This is a genomic window from Neisseria wadsworthii 9715 (assembly GCF_000227765.1).
GTDB lineage: Bacteria > Pseudomonadota > Gammaproteobacteria > Burkholderiales > Neisseriaceae > Neisseria > Neisseria wadsworthii.
On the sequence record NZ_JH165159.1, the window covers coordinates 1435053 to 1451730 of the forward strand.

Annotated in this window: 15 protein-coding genes and 1 pseudogene; 11 read left to right on the forward strand and 5 right to left on the reverse strand. The window is 46.7% G+C overall.

Features of this window, described 5'->3' with window-relative positions; genetic code table 11:
- Positions 1-760 precede the first annotated feature (760 nt).
- From HMPREF9370_RS06535 to HMPREF9370_RS06560, 6 genes are all read left to right on the forward strand, one after another.
- Positions 761-1024 carry a DUF4212 domain-containing protein gene (locus HMPREF9370_RS06535; protein ID WP_009116612.1) on the forward strand — a complete coding sequence of 88 codons (264 nt, stop codon included), beginning with the start codon at positions 761-763 and terminating at the stop codon, positions 1022-1024.
- Positions 1025-1027: 3 nt separating this feature from the next.
- Positions 1028-2797: a sodium:solute symporter family protein gene (locus HMPREF9370_RS06540; protein ID WP_009116613.1), complete on the forward strand. Its 1770-nt coding sequence runs from the start codon at positions 1028-1030 to the stop codon at positions 2795-2797.
- Positions 2798-3021: 224 nt separating this feature from the next.
- The gene (locus tag HMPREF9370_RS06545) at positions 3022-3522 is read left to right on the forward strand and encodes a hypothetical protein (RefSeq protein ID WP_009116614.1); all 501 of its coding nucleotides are present in this window, start codon (positions 3022-3024) and stop codon (positions 3520-3522) included.
- A gap of 116 nt (positions 3523-3638) precedes the next feature.
- A complete protein-coding gene (gene surE, locus HMPREF9370_RS06550; RefSeq protein ID WP_009116615.1) occupies positions 3639-4391 on the forward strand; it encodes a 5'/3'-nucleotidase SurE in 753 nt (250 codons plus the stop codon).
- A 141-nt stretch (positions 4392-4532) separates the two neighbouring features.
- Positions 4533-5462, forward strand: coding sequence for a peptidoglycan DD-metalloendopeptidase family protein (locus HMPREF9370_RS06555; protein ID WP_009116616.1), 930 nt, complete (start codon positions 4533-4535; stop codon positions 5460-5462).
- Positions 5463-5542: 80 nt separating this feature from the next.
- Positions 5543-5851 carry a DUF6968 family protein gene (locus HMPREF9370_RS06560; RefSeq protein ID WP_009116617.1) on the forward strand — a complete coding sequence of 103 codons (309 nt, stop codon included), beginning with the start codon at positions 5543-5545 and terminating at the stop codon, positions 5849-5851.
- Between the two features lie 39 nt (positions 5852-5890).
- Here the strand turns inward: HMPREF9370_RS06560 and aroA are convergent, their stop codons facing one another.
- The 4 genes from aroA to HMPREF9370_RS06580 all read right to left on the reverse strand — a co-directional run bounded on the left by aroA (position 5891) and on the right by HMPREF9370_RS06580 (position 9612).
- Positions 5891-7180, reverse strand: coding sequence for a 3-phosphoshikimate 1-carboxyvinyltransferase (gene aroA / locus HMPREF9370_RS06565; protein WP_009116618.1), 1290 nt, complete (start codon positions 7178-7180; stop codon positions 5891-5893).
- Positions 7181-7568: 388 nt separating this feature from the next.
- Positions 7569-8132: a peptidylprolyl isomerase gene (locus HMPREF9370_RS06570; protein WP_244963433.1), complete on the reverse strand. Its 564-nt coding sequence runs from the start codon at positions 8130-8132 to the stop codon at positions 7569-7571.
- Positions 8133-8287: 155 nt separating this feature from the next.
- The gene (locus HMPREF9370_RS06575; protein WP_040667528.1) at positions 8288-9256 is read right to left on the reverse strand and encodes a class 1 fructose-bisphosphatase; all 969 of its coding nucleotides are present in this window, start codon (positions 9254-9256) and stop codon (positions 8288-8290) included.
- 113 nt (positions 9257-9369) lie between these two features.
- On the reverse strand, positions 9370-9612 hold the full coding sequence (locus HMPREF9370_RS06580) for an NF038104 family lipoprotein (RefSeq protein WP_009116622.1): 243 nt from the start codon (positions 9610-9612) through the stop codon (positions 9370-9372).
- Between the two features lie 123 nt (positions 9613-9735).
- Here HMPREF9370_RS06580 and uvrB point away from each other — a divergent pair, with 123 nt between their 5' ends.
- The 3 genes and pseudogenes from uvrB to HMPREF9370_RS06595 all read left to right on the forward strand — a co-directional run bounded on the left by uvrB (position 9736) and on the right by HMPREF9370_RS06595 (position 13810).
- Positions 9736-11766 (forward strand): excinuclease ABC subunit UvrB, encoded by a 2031-nt coding sequence (gene uvrB / locus HMPREF9370_RS06585; protein ID WP_040667531.1) that lies wholly within the window; start codon positions 9736-9738, stop codon positions 11764-11766.
- A gap of 26 nt (positions 11767-11792) precedes the next feature.
- Positions 11793-12929 carry a hypothetical protein gene (locus HMPREF9370_RS06590; RefSeq protein WP_040667001.1) on the forward strand — a complete coding sequence of 379 codons (1137 nt, stop codon included), beginning with the start codon at positions 11793-11795 and terminating at the stop codon, positions 12927-12929.
- A gap of 386 nt (positions 12930-13315) precedes the next feature.
- Positions 13316-13810 (forward strand): annotated as a pseudogene (locus HMPREF9370_RS06595) (REP-associated tyrosine transposase).
- Positions 13811-13985: 175 nt separating this feature from the next.
- Here the strand turns inward: HMPREF9370_RS06595 and HMPREF9370_RS06600 are convergent.
- Positions 13986-15311: a DEAD/DEAH box helicase gene (locus tag HMPREF9370_RS06600; protein ID WP_009116627.1), complete on the reverse strand. Its 1326-nt coding sequence runs from the start codon at positions 15309-15311 to the stop codon at positions 13986-13988.
- Between the two features lie 318 nt (positions 15312-15629).
- On the opposite strand from HMPREF9370_RS06600, the gene HMPREF9370_RS06605 reads away from it, so the two are divergent.
- Together HMPREF9370_RS06605 and HMPREF9370_RS06610 are read left to right on the forward strand one after the other, a co-directional pair.
- The gene (locus HMPREF9370_RS06605) at positions 15630-16316 is read left to right on the forward strand and encodes a M48 family metallopeptidase (RefSeq protein ID WP_040667003.1); all 687 of its coding nucleotides are present in this window, start codon (positions 15630-15632) and stop codon (positions 16314-16316) included.
- A gap of 32 nt (positions 16317-16348) precedes the next feature.
- A complete protein-coding gene (locus HMPREF9370_RS06610) occupies positions 16349-16612 on the forward strand; it encodes a glutaredoxin family protein (protein ID WP_009116629.1) in 264 nt (87 codons plus the stop codon).
- The last annotated feature ends 66 nt before the right edge of the window (positions 16613-16678 follow it).

The window sequence follows — 16678 nt, forward strand, 5'->3', positions numbered from 1 at the left end:
GGGCTTCCAAACCGTTTTTGTGTTGTAACACCGATAAAAATGGTTCTCTAAATTCTATGAAAAAAAGCGTGTTGACATGGCTCGGTTGTTTAAGCCGAAGGTATTTTGCGCGTTTAGATCATGAATATTTTAAGAAAAAGGTGATCTATTGTTTTTTAGGTTGAAAGCGAGGTGGATTTGGCTGTTTAAAAGGTAGAAAACGGATGTTGCGAGATCTCGTTGCAATATTTAGTTATCTAAATTACATATATAGAAGTATATAAAATACAATAAGTTAAGTGTCAATGAATATTGTGGTTAACTGAGAAAAGCCTGTCTGAAATATTTTATTTGACGGGGGAGTCTGAAACTTTGTGTAATTATATTAATGTTTTATTATTCCCTTAGTTTATTTTGTAAATTATAGTAAATCGTAAATATATTTATGTATTTAGGTATCGATGTTTCTTTGGGTGTCGATAACTTTTATTTATGGCTTTTGGCGGTAAATTTCTCTAAAGAATTCATTGTTTTATGTATTTTTTCATATAAATCATATAGATGGTTTTATTTTCGGCTGGAGGCCGTAGAAATACGTTGCAATAGTGTAAATCTATGTTATTCTCTTACACGGAACTACATAGTGGAACAAGGCATGTAGTCTGAACTATTTTGAATAGAAGTTTGACTGAATTTGGGTTTGGTTTCGGTTTCTGTAATGAAGCTTGGTATCAAAACAAAATTAGGTTTTAAAGAAGAACAGTTTTAGGAGGAAACAATCATGTCCAATCACAAACATGATGCTGCCGGTTATTGGAAAGCCAATGTCCGACTTATTTTGACTTGCTTGGTAGTCTGGGCTGTGTGTTCCCACGGCTTTGCTATCTGGCTGCGTCCTTTGCTTGCGGGGATTAAGATAGGGGGATCCGATTTAGGTTTTTGGTTTGGCCAACAAGGTTCCATTTTAACTTTCATCGCCATCATTTTCTTTTACTCTTGGAGAATGAATAAGCTTGATGAAGAATTCGGTGTACATGAGGAGTAAACCATGAGCCAATTTGCAATTAATTTGATTTTTGTGGGGGCGTCTTTCGCACTGTATTTCGGTATTGCGATTTGGGCTCGTGCAGGTTCCACAAAGGAATTCTATGTAGCCGGCGGTGGTGTGCATCCGGTTTTGAACGGTATGGCGACTGGGGCCGACTGGATGAGTGCCGCATCGTTTATTTCTATGGCCGGTTTGCTGGCTATGAACGGCTACGGCGCTTCGGCTTATTTGATGGGTTGGACCGGCGGTTATGTATTGCTGGCTTTATTGTTGGCTCCTTATCTGCGTAAATTCGGCAAATTTACCGTGCCGGACTTTATCGGTGACCGTTTCTATAGCCGTACTGCGCGCTTGGTTGCCGTTGCCTGTTTGATTGTCGCTTCAACTACTTATGTGATTGGCCAGATGACAGGTGCCGGTGTGGCGTTCTCACGCTTCCTCGAAGTAAGCAATACGACCGGCTTGCTGATTGCTGCCGTAGTGGTGTTGTTTTACGCGGTATTGGGTGGTATGAAAGGCATTACTTACACGCAGGTTGCACAATATGTTGTGTTGATTATTGCTTACACCATTCCCGCTGTATTCATTTCATTCAACTTAACCGGTAATCCGATTCCGCCTTTGGGTTTGTTTGGCACGGATACCGCTTCCGGTATGCCTTTGCTGCAAAAACTGGATTTATTGGTAACCGATTTAGGCTTTACTGCATACACTGCTGATGTGCCCAATAAGTTTAATATGTTCCTGTTTACCATGTCGTTGATGATCGGTACTGCCGGTTTGCCGCACGTAATTATCCGTTTCTTTACCGTACCTAAAGTATCTGATGCTCGTTCATCTGCCGGTTGGGCGCTGGTATTTATTGCCTTGCTTTACACCACAGCTCCTGCAGTAGGCTCTATGGCCCGTATCAACTTGGTTAATACCGTATATCCGAATGGCTCTCAAGAGCAGGCTTTGAGCTATGAGGCACGTCCGCAATGGATGAAAAACTGGGAAACCACCGGTTTGCTGAAGTTTGAAGACAAAAACGGCGACGGCAATATTCAATACTACAACGACAAATCTGCTGCTTTTGAAGCAACTGCCGCAGAGCGTGGTTGGAAAGGTAACGAGTTAACTGTAAACAACGATATCTTGGTATTGGCTAACCCTGAAATTGCGAACTTGCCAAGCTGGGTAATCGGTTTGATCGCAGCGGGTGGTTTGGCGGCAGCATTGTCTACTGCAGCAGGTCTGTTGCTCGCCATTTCTTCAGCGGTATCGCATGACTTGATTAAGAAAACGCTTAAACCCGATATCACTGAAAAAGGTGAATTGATGGCGGCACGTGTGTCTATGACCTTAGCGATTGTCGTTGCCACATGGTTAGGTATCAATCCCCCTGGTTTTGCAGCACAAGTAGTAGCATTGGCTTTCGGCATTGCCGCAGCTTCTATCTTCCCTGCTTTGATGATGGGTATCTTCTCTAAGCGTATTAATAGTAAAGGTGCAACGGCAGGTATGCTGGCTGGTTTGATTTCCACTTGTGTGTATATCTTCCTATACATGGGCTGGTTCTTCATCCCGGGTACCAACACTTTTGAGAATGTGGAAGCTAATTGGTTATTCGGTATTTCTCCGCTGTCGTTCGGTACAGTGGGTGCGGTAATCAACTTTGTGGTTGCATTCGTGATTTCCAGCGTAGGTAAAGCGCCGCCTCAAGATGTACAAGATTTGGTAGAGAGCGTACGCTATCCGCGTGGTGCCGGTCAGGCAGTTGATCACTAAATCTTGTGAAATTTGGGCTTCCTAAGGGAAGCCCGAAATTTTAAAATCATATAAACTTGCAAAGCCGTTTGGTATAAATCATTTTAAAACCGTAATTGCGAGCTTAACTTGGTTGTTGTTTTAAAGTGATTTGATTGGATTATGCGAATCAAAACTTTTTCAGACAGGCATTGTTATCAAGGCCGGATAAATATAGACGTTTAATTTTATAAAGGGAAAATTTAATGGTTTGGGAATGGATTGCCACTATTTTTGCCGGGCTGGGCGCTGCGGGTGTGATGTTGGGGCTGCGGTTTATTTTTAAGAAGTCGCCCAAATGGTTGGTTCCCGCGGGAGCAGGCTTGGGAATGCTGTTGTTTCAAATATATAGTGAATATACTTGGTTCAATCATACCCGTTCGTTATTGCCGAAAAATACAGTTGTTGTGGCTGAAATCGGGGAAACAGCGTTTTATAAACCGTGGAGCTATATCAAGCCGCAAGTGTTGAAATTTGTGGCGGTAGATACTAACAAAGTTTTGTTTGTGGATGAGCATAAAACGATATTGCAAACAAACCTGTATTTTTTTGAGCGGCGGATGAGCGCCAACACTTGGCCGCTTTTGATTGATTGCAGAAAAGGCTTACAGGCAAATGTTAAAAGTGTAGAAAATAGTGTGCCGGGAGCGGATAGTTGGCATAAAGGTCAATATACTGAGCAGATTGCAAAAGCGGTTTGCCCTTAGTCGGGTTATTTTAATCAAGGTAATGCCTGTCTGAAACGTTATCTGGATTTAATCTGGCCGGAATCGTAGAATAGCGCCTTTATACTTAATCAAAGAATAGAGCAACGGGAAACTTTATGAATATATTGGTTTGTAATGATGATGGTTATCTCGCGCAGGGTATTTCAATATTGGCGCGTGTGGCAGGCGAGTTTGCCAACGTACGCGTAGTAGCGCCCGAGCGAAACAGAAGCGGTGTGAGCAATTCGCTTACGCTGGATCGCCCTTTGAGCATACGGGAAGCTGAAAACGGCTTTTATTTTGTGAGCGGCACGCCCACCGACTGTATCCATCTCGGTTTGCATTCCTTGCCGGAATTCAAGCCCGACTTAGTTTTATCGGGCATCAATCACGGCGCGAATATGGGAGATGATACGCTCTATTCCGGCACTGTCGCTGCTGCTACCGAGGCGTATCTTTTGGGTATTCCCGCAGTTGCCTTTTCGTTGAATGATTATAGCGACCGCTATTGGGAAACAGCAGAAAAAGCAGCTTGGATGATGATTGACCGCTTGGTAAAAAATCCTCCTCTCAAGCCTGTTTTATGGAATATTAATATTCCTGCCGTTGCGCCAGAAGATATCCAAGGTATCAAAACCGTGCGGCTCGGCCGCCGCCATCATGTTCAAAGTATCATTCCTTCACACAATCCGCGTGGAGAACCGATTTATTGGATCGGCCCCATCGGCAATATTTCAGATAAAGAAACTGGCACGGATTTTGCAGAATGCGAAGCAGGTTTCATCACGGTTACCCCGCTGCAAATTGATTTGACGGGGTTTGAGCAGATGCAGGAAGTGGCTCAATTCTGGCAGAACGGTGCCTACTAGAAAAATTTTCAATCAAGATAAAATCTTGCAAAATTTAAGAATAAACGGTTCTTAAGTCCGTAAAAAACTTGAGGATAACGCGCAATTTGATTATGATATGCGCCAAATTCCATCAAATTAAACTAAAGAAGGTAAGCAAAGATGTTAAAGAAAACCGCAATCCGTACCGGCTCGGTTGCCATCGTTTTGATGCTGGGCGCATGTTCTTGGACACAGCCCCCGGCCCCAGTAGTGCAAGGCAGCACTGGTTCGGCAGGCAGTTACGGTAGCGAGGCAGGAAGTGCCCCATCTTCTAACCCTTATGGCGCAACGCCTTATGATCCGAATGCAGGCGGCACAAGCGTGGTGAACAACACACCCGCCTCCTACACTCCTCCTGCTCCTGCGGCAAGCGGTAGCGGCAGCTATATACCTTCTAATGCTCCTGTAGACATCAATGCGGCCACACACACCGTGGTGCGTGGCGATACTGTTTACAATATTTCCAAACGTTACAACATTACGCAAGACAATTTGCGCGCCTGGAACGGTTTGGCAGACAGTAATATTAATGTAGGCCAAACTCTACGCGTTAAGCCTGCCGGCTATACTGCTCCGGCTGGAGGAAGCGCTGTTACTACACAACAAGCACCCGCTGCCAAAACCCCGCCACCAGCAAGCGGCCCGGCTACGACGCCTACCGTGGCAACAGGCGGTACGCGCACCGTTGAAGGCATCACGTGGCAACGCCCGACACCTGGCAGCGTGATTACCCAATTTACTGCAAGTAACAAAGGTGTGGATATCGGCGGAACGGCCGGTCAACCTGTGGTGGCTGCGGCAGACGGTAAAGTGGTGTATGCAGGTTCAGGCTTGCGCGGTTACGGCAATCTCGTGATTATTCAGCACACTAAAACTTTCCTGACGGCCTATGGCCATAACCAAAGCCTATCTGTAAAAGAAGGTCAAACTGTGAAGCGCGGACAAACCATCGCTAAAATGGGTAATACAGATGCCGACCGAACCAAACTTCATTTTGAAGTGCGTAAAGACGGCAAGCCGGTTAACCCTATTAACTATGTTGCGTTTTAAATCTAATATCTGAACGGAACACCTGCTTAAACAAATAAGCAGGTGTTTTCTTCATTAGGATTTATAGGAATGAAAAATCAGTGGCTGAAAGATTGAATATAGATAATTTTCTATTGAACACCGTACGCTCGAAGTTGAGGGCTCTCCTGAATCAAAAGGTTGAAATATTCATTGCCAAGCCGGAAAAAGTGCAAGAAGATGAATGGATTTGCCGATACAGAATTCTAGGTCCAGGGGAAGATATGAATTTTCAAGTACACGGTATTGATAGTGTGCAGGCTTTGCGGTGTGTGTTTAGGGTTATTGATAGCGCCATCATTGGTGCGGATTTATCATTTGCTTTGGTATGGAGAAAAAGACTTGGGGGGTTTTATAGTCGGGTTGGTTGACACAATGCCTGTCTGAAAATATTTTCAGACAGGCATTGTTTATTTCTGCAATGAAGCGAACACTTCAAAGTAATCAGGAAATGTTTTGTGCGTACATTTCGGGTCGTTAATCACAACCGGTACGCCTAACAAGGAAACCAATGAAAAACACATGGCCATACGGTGATCGTCGTAAGTATCGATTTTTGCATCGGATGTCAAGGCAGCCGGAGGTGTGATGTGGATAGCTTCCGGTTCTTCTTTCACAATAGCACCAACTTTGCGCAATTCATTGGCCATGGCAGCGATGCGATCGGTTTCTTTTACGCGCCACGAGCCGATATTGCGTAGGCTGCACGGTGCGCCGGTGGCGAGTGCAACTACGGCCAAAGTCATGGCTGCATCTGGGATGTGGTTTGCGTCTAAATCGAAAGGCAGCACTTTCTGGCCTTGTGCGCGGTTTACTTCGATAAAATCCTCGCCCCAAGATACTGAGGCGCCGATTTTTTCCAGCTCATTGGCAAATGCCACATCACCTTGAATGGCATGTTTGCCCAAACCGGTTACACGGATGGGCACTCCTGATAATAAGCCCGCAGCGAGAAAATAAGATGCGCTGGAGGCATCGCCCTCTACATGAATGGTTTCGGGCGCATGATAGCGTGCGCCTGCGGGAATTTTGAATATTTCGTAATTTTGATTTTCCACGTTCACGCCGAACTTGGCCATCAGGTTTAAGGTGATGTCGATGTAGGGTTTGGAAATCAATTCGCCTTCCACATGGATTTCACACGCTTCACCGGTAAGCGGCAGGGCCATCAAGAGCGCGGTCAGGTATTGGCTCGACACATTGCCGCGAATAGGAATAATCCGTGTGTCGTTGTCTTGGAATGCGTCGATGCGCAGAGGGGGAAAGCCCTCATTGCCCAAATAATCGATTTGCGCGCCGGCAATTCTCAAGGCATCCACCAAATCGCCGATCGGCCGCTCGTGCATACGTGGCACGCCGTGCAGATGATAGTTGCCGCCGAGTATGGCTAACACGGCGGTAAGCGGGCGGAATGCAGTACCTGCGTTGCCTAAAAACAAATCGGCTTCGCGCTTGGGAAACGCGCCCTTACAGCCGTGAACGGTCAAACCCGATTCGTGCCGCTCCAGTTTTACGCCGAGCGTTTCCAGCGCTTCCAGCATGCGGTCGGTATCATCTGATTTTAATAAGGATTTGATTTCGCAGCTGTTATCGGAAAGCGCAGCTAAAAGCAGGGTGCGGTTGCTGATGCTTTTGGAGCCGGGTAAGGCAATGGTAGAGGGTTTTAGCTCGGAAGCGGGGAGGCGGATAAAGTCGGTCATGGTTGTGGATTTCTTGGAAAAAGGGATGCTTATTATGCCAAGAATCGGGTGTTTCTTAAAGATGGGGTTGGGGGCAGTATCAAGCGGTTTGATGAAATGCCTGTCTGAAAGCTTTCTTTAGTTATTTGTGGCCGCTTCTATCATAATGGTTAAATCTGCGTTTCTGCTCACGCCTTTACCTCTTAATAATTCATACCCCATTGGGTACGGTCAAGTGTAATGGTAAAAGGCCGCTGCAAACGCGGTTTTTATTCCGAGGGCGGTTAAATTGCCGTTTGAAGCGTCAATTTAAAATAGAACACTCCGTCATATTCGGGTTAAGCCCGAGTATGATCGGTAAATTTATTGTTTAAAACGGTAAAAAAGCTGCCTTTACGGCAGCTTTGCTTTATTTCAGAATCGTTACTTTTTTGATGATAATCGGTTTGACCGGCACGTTTTGGTGGTAACCCTGATTGGTGGTTTGCACTTTGGCAATTTGCTCCACAACATTCATGCCTTCGGTTACTTTACCGAACACTGCATAGCCTGCATCGCGCGCGCTGTCGCCTTTTCGGTTGAGAAAATCATTGTCGACTAAGTTGATGAAAAACTGGCTGGTGGCGGAATTTGGTGATGCGGTGCGCGCCATGGCGATGGTGCCTTTGGTGTTTTTCAAGCCGTTGGCAGCTTCATTGGTGATGGCTTTGTCGGTGGACTTTTGTACCATATCGGCAGTGAATCCGCCGCCTTGAATCATAAAGCTGTCAATCACGCGGTGGAAAATGGTGCCGTTGTAAAAACCTTTGTTGGCATAGTTTACAAAATTGGCTACGGTTTTCGGGGCTTTTGTTTCGTCTAACGAAAGTTTGATGGTGCCTACATTTGTGTCGATCTGCGCCAGCGTTTCGGCCTGCACGGCAAATGTGCTCAAGCCGATGGCGAGGGCTGCGGACAGATGGAGAAGTTTCATTTGTTTTCCTTTCATAATAGATTGTTTATGTGGTGTTTATTATATGGCTCGCCATGTTGGCGTGTGTTTTTATTGTGTAAAAGCAAACGAATGCCTGTCTGAAAATGTTGTGAACGTTGCACATGGTTTTCAGACAGGCATGGTGAAATGTGCGCTTAATGCAGCTGGTTTACATATTCCACTTCTTCTTTGCTGCCGATAATCACGGCTACGCGTTGGTGCAAGCCCTCAGGCTGGATATCGAGCATATTCTGCTGAGCGTTGCTGCTTTTGCCGCCTGCCTGCTCGATAATCAGGCTGAGTGGGTTGGCTTCATACATTAAGCGCAATTTACCCGGTTTAGACGGATCACGCTTATCGGCCGGATAAAGAAACACACCGCCGCGCATCAAAATGCGGTGGATTTCCGCCACCATGCTGGCTACCCAGCGCATATTGTAGTTTTTGCCGCGTGCTCCGGTATCGCCGGCCATCAGCAATTTGATGTATTGCTGCACCGGCGCAAACCAATGGCGCTGGTTGGAGGCATTGATGGCGTATTCTTTGGTTTGCTCGGGCACACTGGGGTTTTCTTTGGTGAGTATAAATTCGTTTTGGTTGTTTAAGGTAAACACAAACACGCCGTGCTTGAGCGTGAACACCAGCTGGGTTTGCGGGCCGTAAAGCACATAGCCGCTGCCCGCTTGCTCGCTGCCTTTTTGCAGGAACGACTGTGTTTCCAAAGCGCCCGCGGGCTTGGCGAGAATGGAGAAAATGGTGCCCACCGAAATGTTCACATCGATATTGGAAGAACCGTCGAGCGGGTCGAACAGCACCAGATAGCCGCCGTTTTCATTGCAGGCTACAAACGTATCTTCTTCTTCGCTGGCCAAGCCGGCCACGGCAGGGTTGGCTTTGAGTTGTTCAATCAGGATATTGTTGGCGATCACGTCGAGTTTTTTCTGATCCTCGCCTTGCACGTTTCCCGAACCCGCTTCGCCTAACACACCGGCCAGCGCACCCTGGCGCACTTTGCCGCTGATTTCGACACAGGCTGCCACCGTGCTTTCCAGCACGCTGCCCAATTCGGCGGGCAATTGGTGGGTTTGCAGATGTTGTTTTAGAAAAGATGGAAAAGTTTGCATGGTATTCTCGTTGTTTATAAGGTGGATGTAATCGGCTGTAAGTTTAATATAAATGAGGGTTTTAAACAATTTCAGACAGGCATTGTTTAATGATGCCTGTCTGAAAAGTGCCGTTATTCCGAAGGCTCGTAATCGGAAGCTTCAATCTGCGCTTTTTCTTTTTTACGCTTTTTCTTGTTTTCGTCTTTATCCTTGTCGGGTATCGCCGCATCAATCACCGCGCCCGTACCTTTCACCACCACTTTGCCCGCGGTAAACACCGTGGTTGCGGCCAAATCCACCGCACTGGCCACCAGGCAGCCTTGCAGGCCGAAGCAGCATAGAAAAAGCGCACCCAAGCGCAAACAATGTTTCATATTTCAAAGCCTAAAAACAAGATGGGCGATATTATAGCCCAAACCCAATGCCTGTCTGAAAACCTTTTTCAGACAGGCATTTGCTATAATCTTCACTTTTCTCTATTTCAAGCAGGCCGCATTATGGAAGTGATTCAATACGAAAACTCCCCCTTCAAACTCCACCAGCCTTTCCCGCCCGCCGGCGACCAGCCCACCGCCATTGCCGGCCTGCTCGAAGGGCTTTCAGACGGCCTCGCTTACCAAACCCTGCTCGGTGTAACCGGCTCGGGCAAAACTTATACCATGGCCAACGTGATTGCCCGAAGCGGCCGCCCCGCCATCATCATGGCGCACAATAAAACATTGGCGGCGCAGCTTTATGCCGAGATGCGCGAGTTTTTCCCCGAAAACGCGGTGGAATACTTTGTTTCCTACTACGATTATTACCAGCCCGAAGCCTATGTGCCCAGCCGCGATTTGTTTATCGAAAAAGATTCCGCGATTAACGAACACATCGAGCAGATGCGCCTTTCCGCCACCAAAAACCTGATGACGCGCAACGACGTGATTATCGTCGCTACTGTGTCCGCCATCTACGGTATCGGCGATCCCACCGAATATCAACAAATGGTACTTTCCGTGAAAGAGGGCGACACCATCGAGCAGCGCGACATTATTTCCACCCTCGTTTCCATGCAATACGAGCGCGGCGAAATGGATTTCAAACGCGGCTCCTTCCGCGTGCGCGGCGACGTAATCGACGTGTATCCCGCCGAAAGCTCCGACAACGCCTTGCGCATCAGCCTGTTTGACGACGAAATCGACCGCCTCGACATTTTCGACCCGCTCACCGGCAGCAACATCCAGCGGGTAGGGCGCTACACCGTCTTCCCCTCCAGCCACTACGTTACCCCGCGCGACACCGTGCTGCGCGCCTGCGAAAGCATCAAGCAGGAATTGCGCGAACGCATTGATTTCTTTACTAAAGAAAACCGGCCCGTCGAAACCCAACGCATCGAGCAGCGCACCCGCTTCGATTTGGAAATGCTCTACGAAATGGGCTTTTGCAAAGGCATCGAAAACTACTCGCGCCACTTTTCCGGTAAAAAAGAAGGCGAACCGCCGCCCACGCTGATGGATTATCTGCCCGATAACGCCATCATGTTTATCGATGAAAGCCACGTTACCGTTACCCAAATCGGCGGCATGTACAAAGGCGACGCCAGCCGCAAACAAAACCTCGTCGACTACGGCTTCCGCCTGCCCTCCGCCCGCGACAACCGCCCGCTCAAATTCCACGAATTTGAAAAAATCATGCCACAAACCATCTTCGTTTCCGCCACGCCCGCCAAATACGAAGAAGAACATGCCGGTCAAGTGGTCGAGCAAGTCGTGCGCCCCACCGGCCTTGTTGATCCGCAAATCGAAATCCGCCCCGTCGCCACCCAAGTGGACGACTTACTCAGCGAAATCAACGACCGCATCGCAAAAGGCGAGCGCGTACTCGTGACCACCCTCACCAAACGCATGGCCGAACAGCTCACCGACTATTACAGCGAACTCAGCATCAAAGTGCGCTATCTGCACAGCGACATCGATACCGTTGAACGCGTTGAAATCATTCGAGATTTACGCCTCGGCCTATTTGACGTACTTGTCGGCATCAACCTTTTGCGCGAAGGCTTGGACATTCCCGAAGTTTCACTCGTCGCCATCCTCGATGCCGACAAAGAAGGCTTCCTGCGCAGCCACCGCAGCCTGATCCAAACCATAGGCCGCGCCGCCCGCAACGTGAACGGCTTAGCGATTTTGTATGCCGACAAAATCACCGATTCCATGAAAGCCGCCATCGAAGAAACCGAACGCCGCCGCGAAAAACAGATTAAATTCAACGAAGAACACGGCATCGTGCCGAAGCAGATTACCAAACAGGTAAAAGACATCATTGACGGCGTATATCACGACGATTCAGGTAGCGCCAAAGGCAAAGGCCGTCTGAAAACTAAGGTGAAAGTGGGCGAAATCTACACCGAAGAAGACGCGATTAAAGAAATCGCCAAACTCGAAAAAGCCATGCAGCAAGCGGCAAGGGATTTGCAGTTTGAAGAAGCGGCGGTGTTGAGGGATAAGATTCGGGGGATTAAGGAAGGATTGTTGTTTGGAGCGGAGTGATATTTTTAACTATAAGGATTAATTCAATGAATGTAGCTTTTTTATTTAATTCTGACCATTCTGAATTAGGGGCATATTATGGTTTTCCAATTATAAAATCTGTTCTTAAAACTGGAGTTTTGCAATCTTCTAAACGAAGTATGCGTATATCGATTGGAGATGTATTGACTTATTCGGATGCCGTGAAATACAGATTAGACCATACTAAATTATGTCTGAAAGTTTATAAACCTGATCTATTAAATCAGTTAAATACAGAAAAACTTAAAGGTACTTTTAATATGGCAACAATTTATTGTTTATTATTTAAAAATATGGAGTTGTCAACGGCTCAAGAAATGCATAAGGCACTATCTTCATTTGCTCCATATCTTGGTTCAATGGATGTAAAATTTTCTAATCCTATTCATCTACACTTTTTTCGAGAGTGTCTTGTTGAATCTTATCGCTTAGAATTTGGAAAAGTATCCTTGTTTTACAGTATGGGAGATGAAGGAGTAGATTTAGAAATCCAGAAATTATTTGAACAATCCGGTTTTTCTACCAAACTTGAAGATATTGGAGCAAGAGGAACTATATTTGATAATTTTGATTATGTGAAACATTTTGAACGAATTGATTCTTTTGAAAAAATTTTTACTTCTCTATTTGGCTCTAATATTGATACTGCTAATATTGTTTATTATTTAGAAGAACTTCATCCTAAATTATTTGATGCATTGTCGGCAGCAGCTCGAACTTTAGATAGAGCAGAAACAGAAGAAGACTTTGCACAGGCTGCATTATCAGGTAGAAGATTTTTAGAACAATTTGCTGATTATTTATTTCCAGCACAAGATAAGCCGTTCAGAGAACGACAAGTAGGTAAAACTCAGTATAAAAATAGGATTTGGGCATATATCACAATAGAGTGCGAAAAAACAAACTCTAATTCCATAACAGAACTTGGAAAAGAAACAGATAGATTAGTTAATTTATTCAATGCTGGTTTACATGCTAGCCCTAGCAAAGAAAAAGTTCAAAAAGCATTTTGTGATTTAGTTAAATGGATTGCTGATATTATACAAATCAACCCTTCATCAGTGCGTAAACCATATTTAGCTTATGAAAATGAATTAAATGAATTTCTAAATGAAATTTTGAATAATCATTCAGCTACATAAATAATGAATGTAACAAGCGTAGATACTGTCTTTTCCGTCAAGCCCCAACAGCAAGCGTAGGTCGGATACTTGTATCCGACAAAATGTTTGGTATAACGGAAATGTTTAATCATTGTGATGATGCGTAAATGTCGGATTCAAGAATCCGACCTACTGTGGTTATTAATCGATAAGGCCGTCTGAAAATTCAGACGGCCTCAATACTGTTATCTCAAATATGGCAAACAAACGTAGCAAACGTAGGTCGGATACTTGTATCCGACAAAATGGTTGTTATCACAGGAATATTCAATTTTATTGTGATGGAGCATAAATGTCGGATTCGAGAATCCGACCTACATCTTGTATTATCTGTATCGGTCAATTTGTATCACAAGGGGAAAACTGTGCGGTATCGTCGATATTACCGTGCGGGCGGAACGTATTTCTTTACGGTGGTGGCGCATAACCGCCAACCGGTTTTAACCGGTGATTCCGTGCGTTCGGCTTTGCGTGAGGCTGTTTGGGCGGTGCGGGGAAAATACCCGTTTGAAATTACGGCATGGGTGTTGATGCCCGATCATCTGCATACCATTTGGCATTTGCCTGAAAACGATGCGGATTGTTCCGAACGTTAGCGGCAAATCAAACGGCACAGCCAATATTTAATCGGTGCTGATGTGCGATTATGGCAAAAACGGTTTTGGGAACACATTATTCGTGATGAGGCGGATTTTGCCCGTCATTTCGATTATGTGCATTTCAATCCGGTGAAACACGGCCATGTGCCACAGGTATCGGATTGGCCATTTTCTACGTTTCACCGTTATGTGAAACAAGGGGTTTATCCGCAGCACTGGGGTGGGGATAGTTTGGATTTTTCGTTGGAGTATGATGAATAAACAGAACCGTAGGTCGGATACTTGTATTCGACAAAATGATCGTGATAGCACCAATGTCGGATTCAAGAATCCGACTACATTGATTAATCGCACCTACATACAAGATGCCTGTCTGAAAATTGTTTTTCAGACAGGCATCTTGTATGGTTGTTAGAGACTGTTTTGCAAGCAGCTATCAGTTTCTTTTTTTATCTTGTTTTTTGAAGTTGCCGCTGCTGGATTTTTTGGCTTTTTTAAATCCGCCGTCTTTACGCGCGCTGCCATCTTTGCGTGCGCCCCATTTTTTATCCGAAGCGCCGCGTTTGTCGCCCCAGCTACCTTTGCCTCCTTTTGGCTTGCCGGCTGGCTTGTTGCGTTTGCGGGTCGGCTCCATGCCTTCGATGGTCATTTCGGGCAGTTTGCGGCCGATGTATTTTTCGATTTTGTGCACTTTCACATATTCGTTTACTTCGGCAAAGGTGATTGCCAAGCCGGTGCGGCCTGCGCGGCCGGTGCGGCCGATACGGTGCACGTAATCTTCGGCTTGTTTGGGCAAGTCGTAGTTGATCACATGGGTGATGGTGGGCACGTCGATGCCGCGTGCGGCTACGTCGGTGGCGACGAGGATTTTGCAGCGGCCTTTGCGCAGATCCATCAGGGTGCGGTTGCGCCAGCCCTGTGGCATGTCGCCGTGCAGGCAGTTGGCGGCAAAGCCTTTATCGTATAACTCGTCGGCCAAAACCTCGGTCATGGCTTTGGTTGAAGTGAAAATCACGCATTGGTCGATATTGGCATCGCGCAGGATGTAATCGAGCAGGCGGTCTTTGTGGCGTTTGTCGTCGCAATATAAAAGCTGCTCTTCGATTTTGCCTTGATCGTCAACGCGTTCGATTTCGATCACTTCGGGGTTTTTGGTCAGCTTGCGCGCGAGTTTGCCCACAGCGCCATCCCAAGTAGCCGAGAAAAGCAGGGTTTGGCGGCTTTCGGGGGTGGCGGCCACGATGGTTTCGATGTCGTCGATAAAACCCATGTCGAGCATGCGGTCTGCTTCGTCGAGAATCAATACTTCGAGGCGGTCGAAATCGACTTTGCCGCTGTCCATTAAATCCATCAGGCGGCCTGGTGTGGCCACAACCAAATCGACGGGTTTGCTTAATGCGCGGATTTGTTGGCCGAATGATGAGCCGCCAACGATGGTTACGGTGCGGAACCATTTCATATTTTTGGCATAGGCTTGCGCATTTTTTTCAACTTGCGCAGCCAATTCGCGGGTGGGCGCGAGCACGAGTGCGCGCGGGCCTTTGCCGGATTTTTCGCTGCGTTTGGTCAGGCGCTGGAGCGTGGGCAGCAGGAATGCGGCGGTTTTGCCTGAGCCGGTTTGTGCGCCGGCCATGATGTCGCGGCCTTCCAATGCTGCGGGCAGGGCTTGCGCCTGAATGGGGGTGGGGGTTTCGTAGCCTTCGGTTTTGAGGGCGGAGAGGATGTTTTTATCGTGCAGTAAATCGCTGAATTTGATAGACATGGTGTTCCTAAAACATCAACAACACCTTCTGCCCGGCAATATGCAGGCAGCCTGAAGCAGGGGAAAAAAGAATAAAGAATATCGCTTTTAAAGGTTGTCGCAAGCTCGAGGGCTTGTGTTAACATCGGCGACAACCTGCAATCGGTTGGTTTTGCGTGTGGAGTGTGCAAAACCAAAAAGAAAAGCCTTATCCGCAGATAGGCACTTTATAAAGTTGGCTGAAGACGATGGCTTCAAATAAAATGAGTGCGAATCTTAGAGGTTTTATGCTTATTAGTCAAGCAGTTTCTGTTTCAGACAGGCATTGGTTTATTTGGGATGATTCGTAAAAAACATATTTTAAATAATGGGCAAAGTATTGCTTTGCAGCTTCGGCGCAGTGCGAAGAAAAATATTATTATGCGGCCGGTGGCGGCGGATGAAATCAGCGTGAACATTCCGCCGTTTTTAAGCGAGCGCAAGCTGGATGAATGGCTGTCTGAAAACGAGCATTTTGTGTTGGATTTGCTGCAAGGTGCCGATAACGGGCAAGCGGCGGGGCGGCCGGAAAGTGTGTGGTATCGGGGTATGCGGCATGAATTGCTTGAACACGATGCTGCGTTTGTGGCTTTGCAGCAAGGTGTGCTAAGGCTGCCGCGAGGTGATTGGGCGGCTCAGAAAAAGCATTTGTCGCGCTATTTGCGGGTGCATGCTGCAGAAATGTTGCTGCCCCGCTTAATGTATCACGCTGCTCAAACCGGATTGCAGCCTGTGGCGGTAAATTTATCCGATGCGAAAACGTTTTGGGGCGTGTGCAGAATGCGTACCGGCATACGCTTAAATTGGCGTTTGATTGGTGCGCCGGATTTTGTGGCGGATTATGTGTGCATACACGAACTTTGTCATCTGCGCCATTTAAATCACAGCAGCGATTTTTGGGCTTTGGTAAACAGGTTTACGCCGTATACGCTTGAAGCGAAAAATTGGTTGAAACGGCATGGTAATGAATTGTTTGTGTTGGGCTGAGTGAATGCCTGTCTGAAAAGAAGGATGATAAAGTGAAGCTGACTTTGATGTTTCGGGAATATTGCAGCTTGTGCCACAAGATGCGTGATGAGCTGAAGCCTTTGCAAGAAGAATTTGGTTTTGAGCTGGAAGTGGTGGATGTGGATGAAGATGCGGAATTGGAAGCACAATACAATGAACTGGTGCCGGTTTTGCTGCATAAGGGCCGGGAGCTTTGCCATTGGCATTTGAATGAAGGGCAGGTTAGGGAATATTTGATAAGCTTGCAAGTGGCGGCCGGTAAACGCAGCGGCTGATGGTTGGGATAATGGAAATGCCAGAGACCTTTGCAAATCCCCTAAATTCATTACCAAGATATTTAT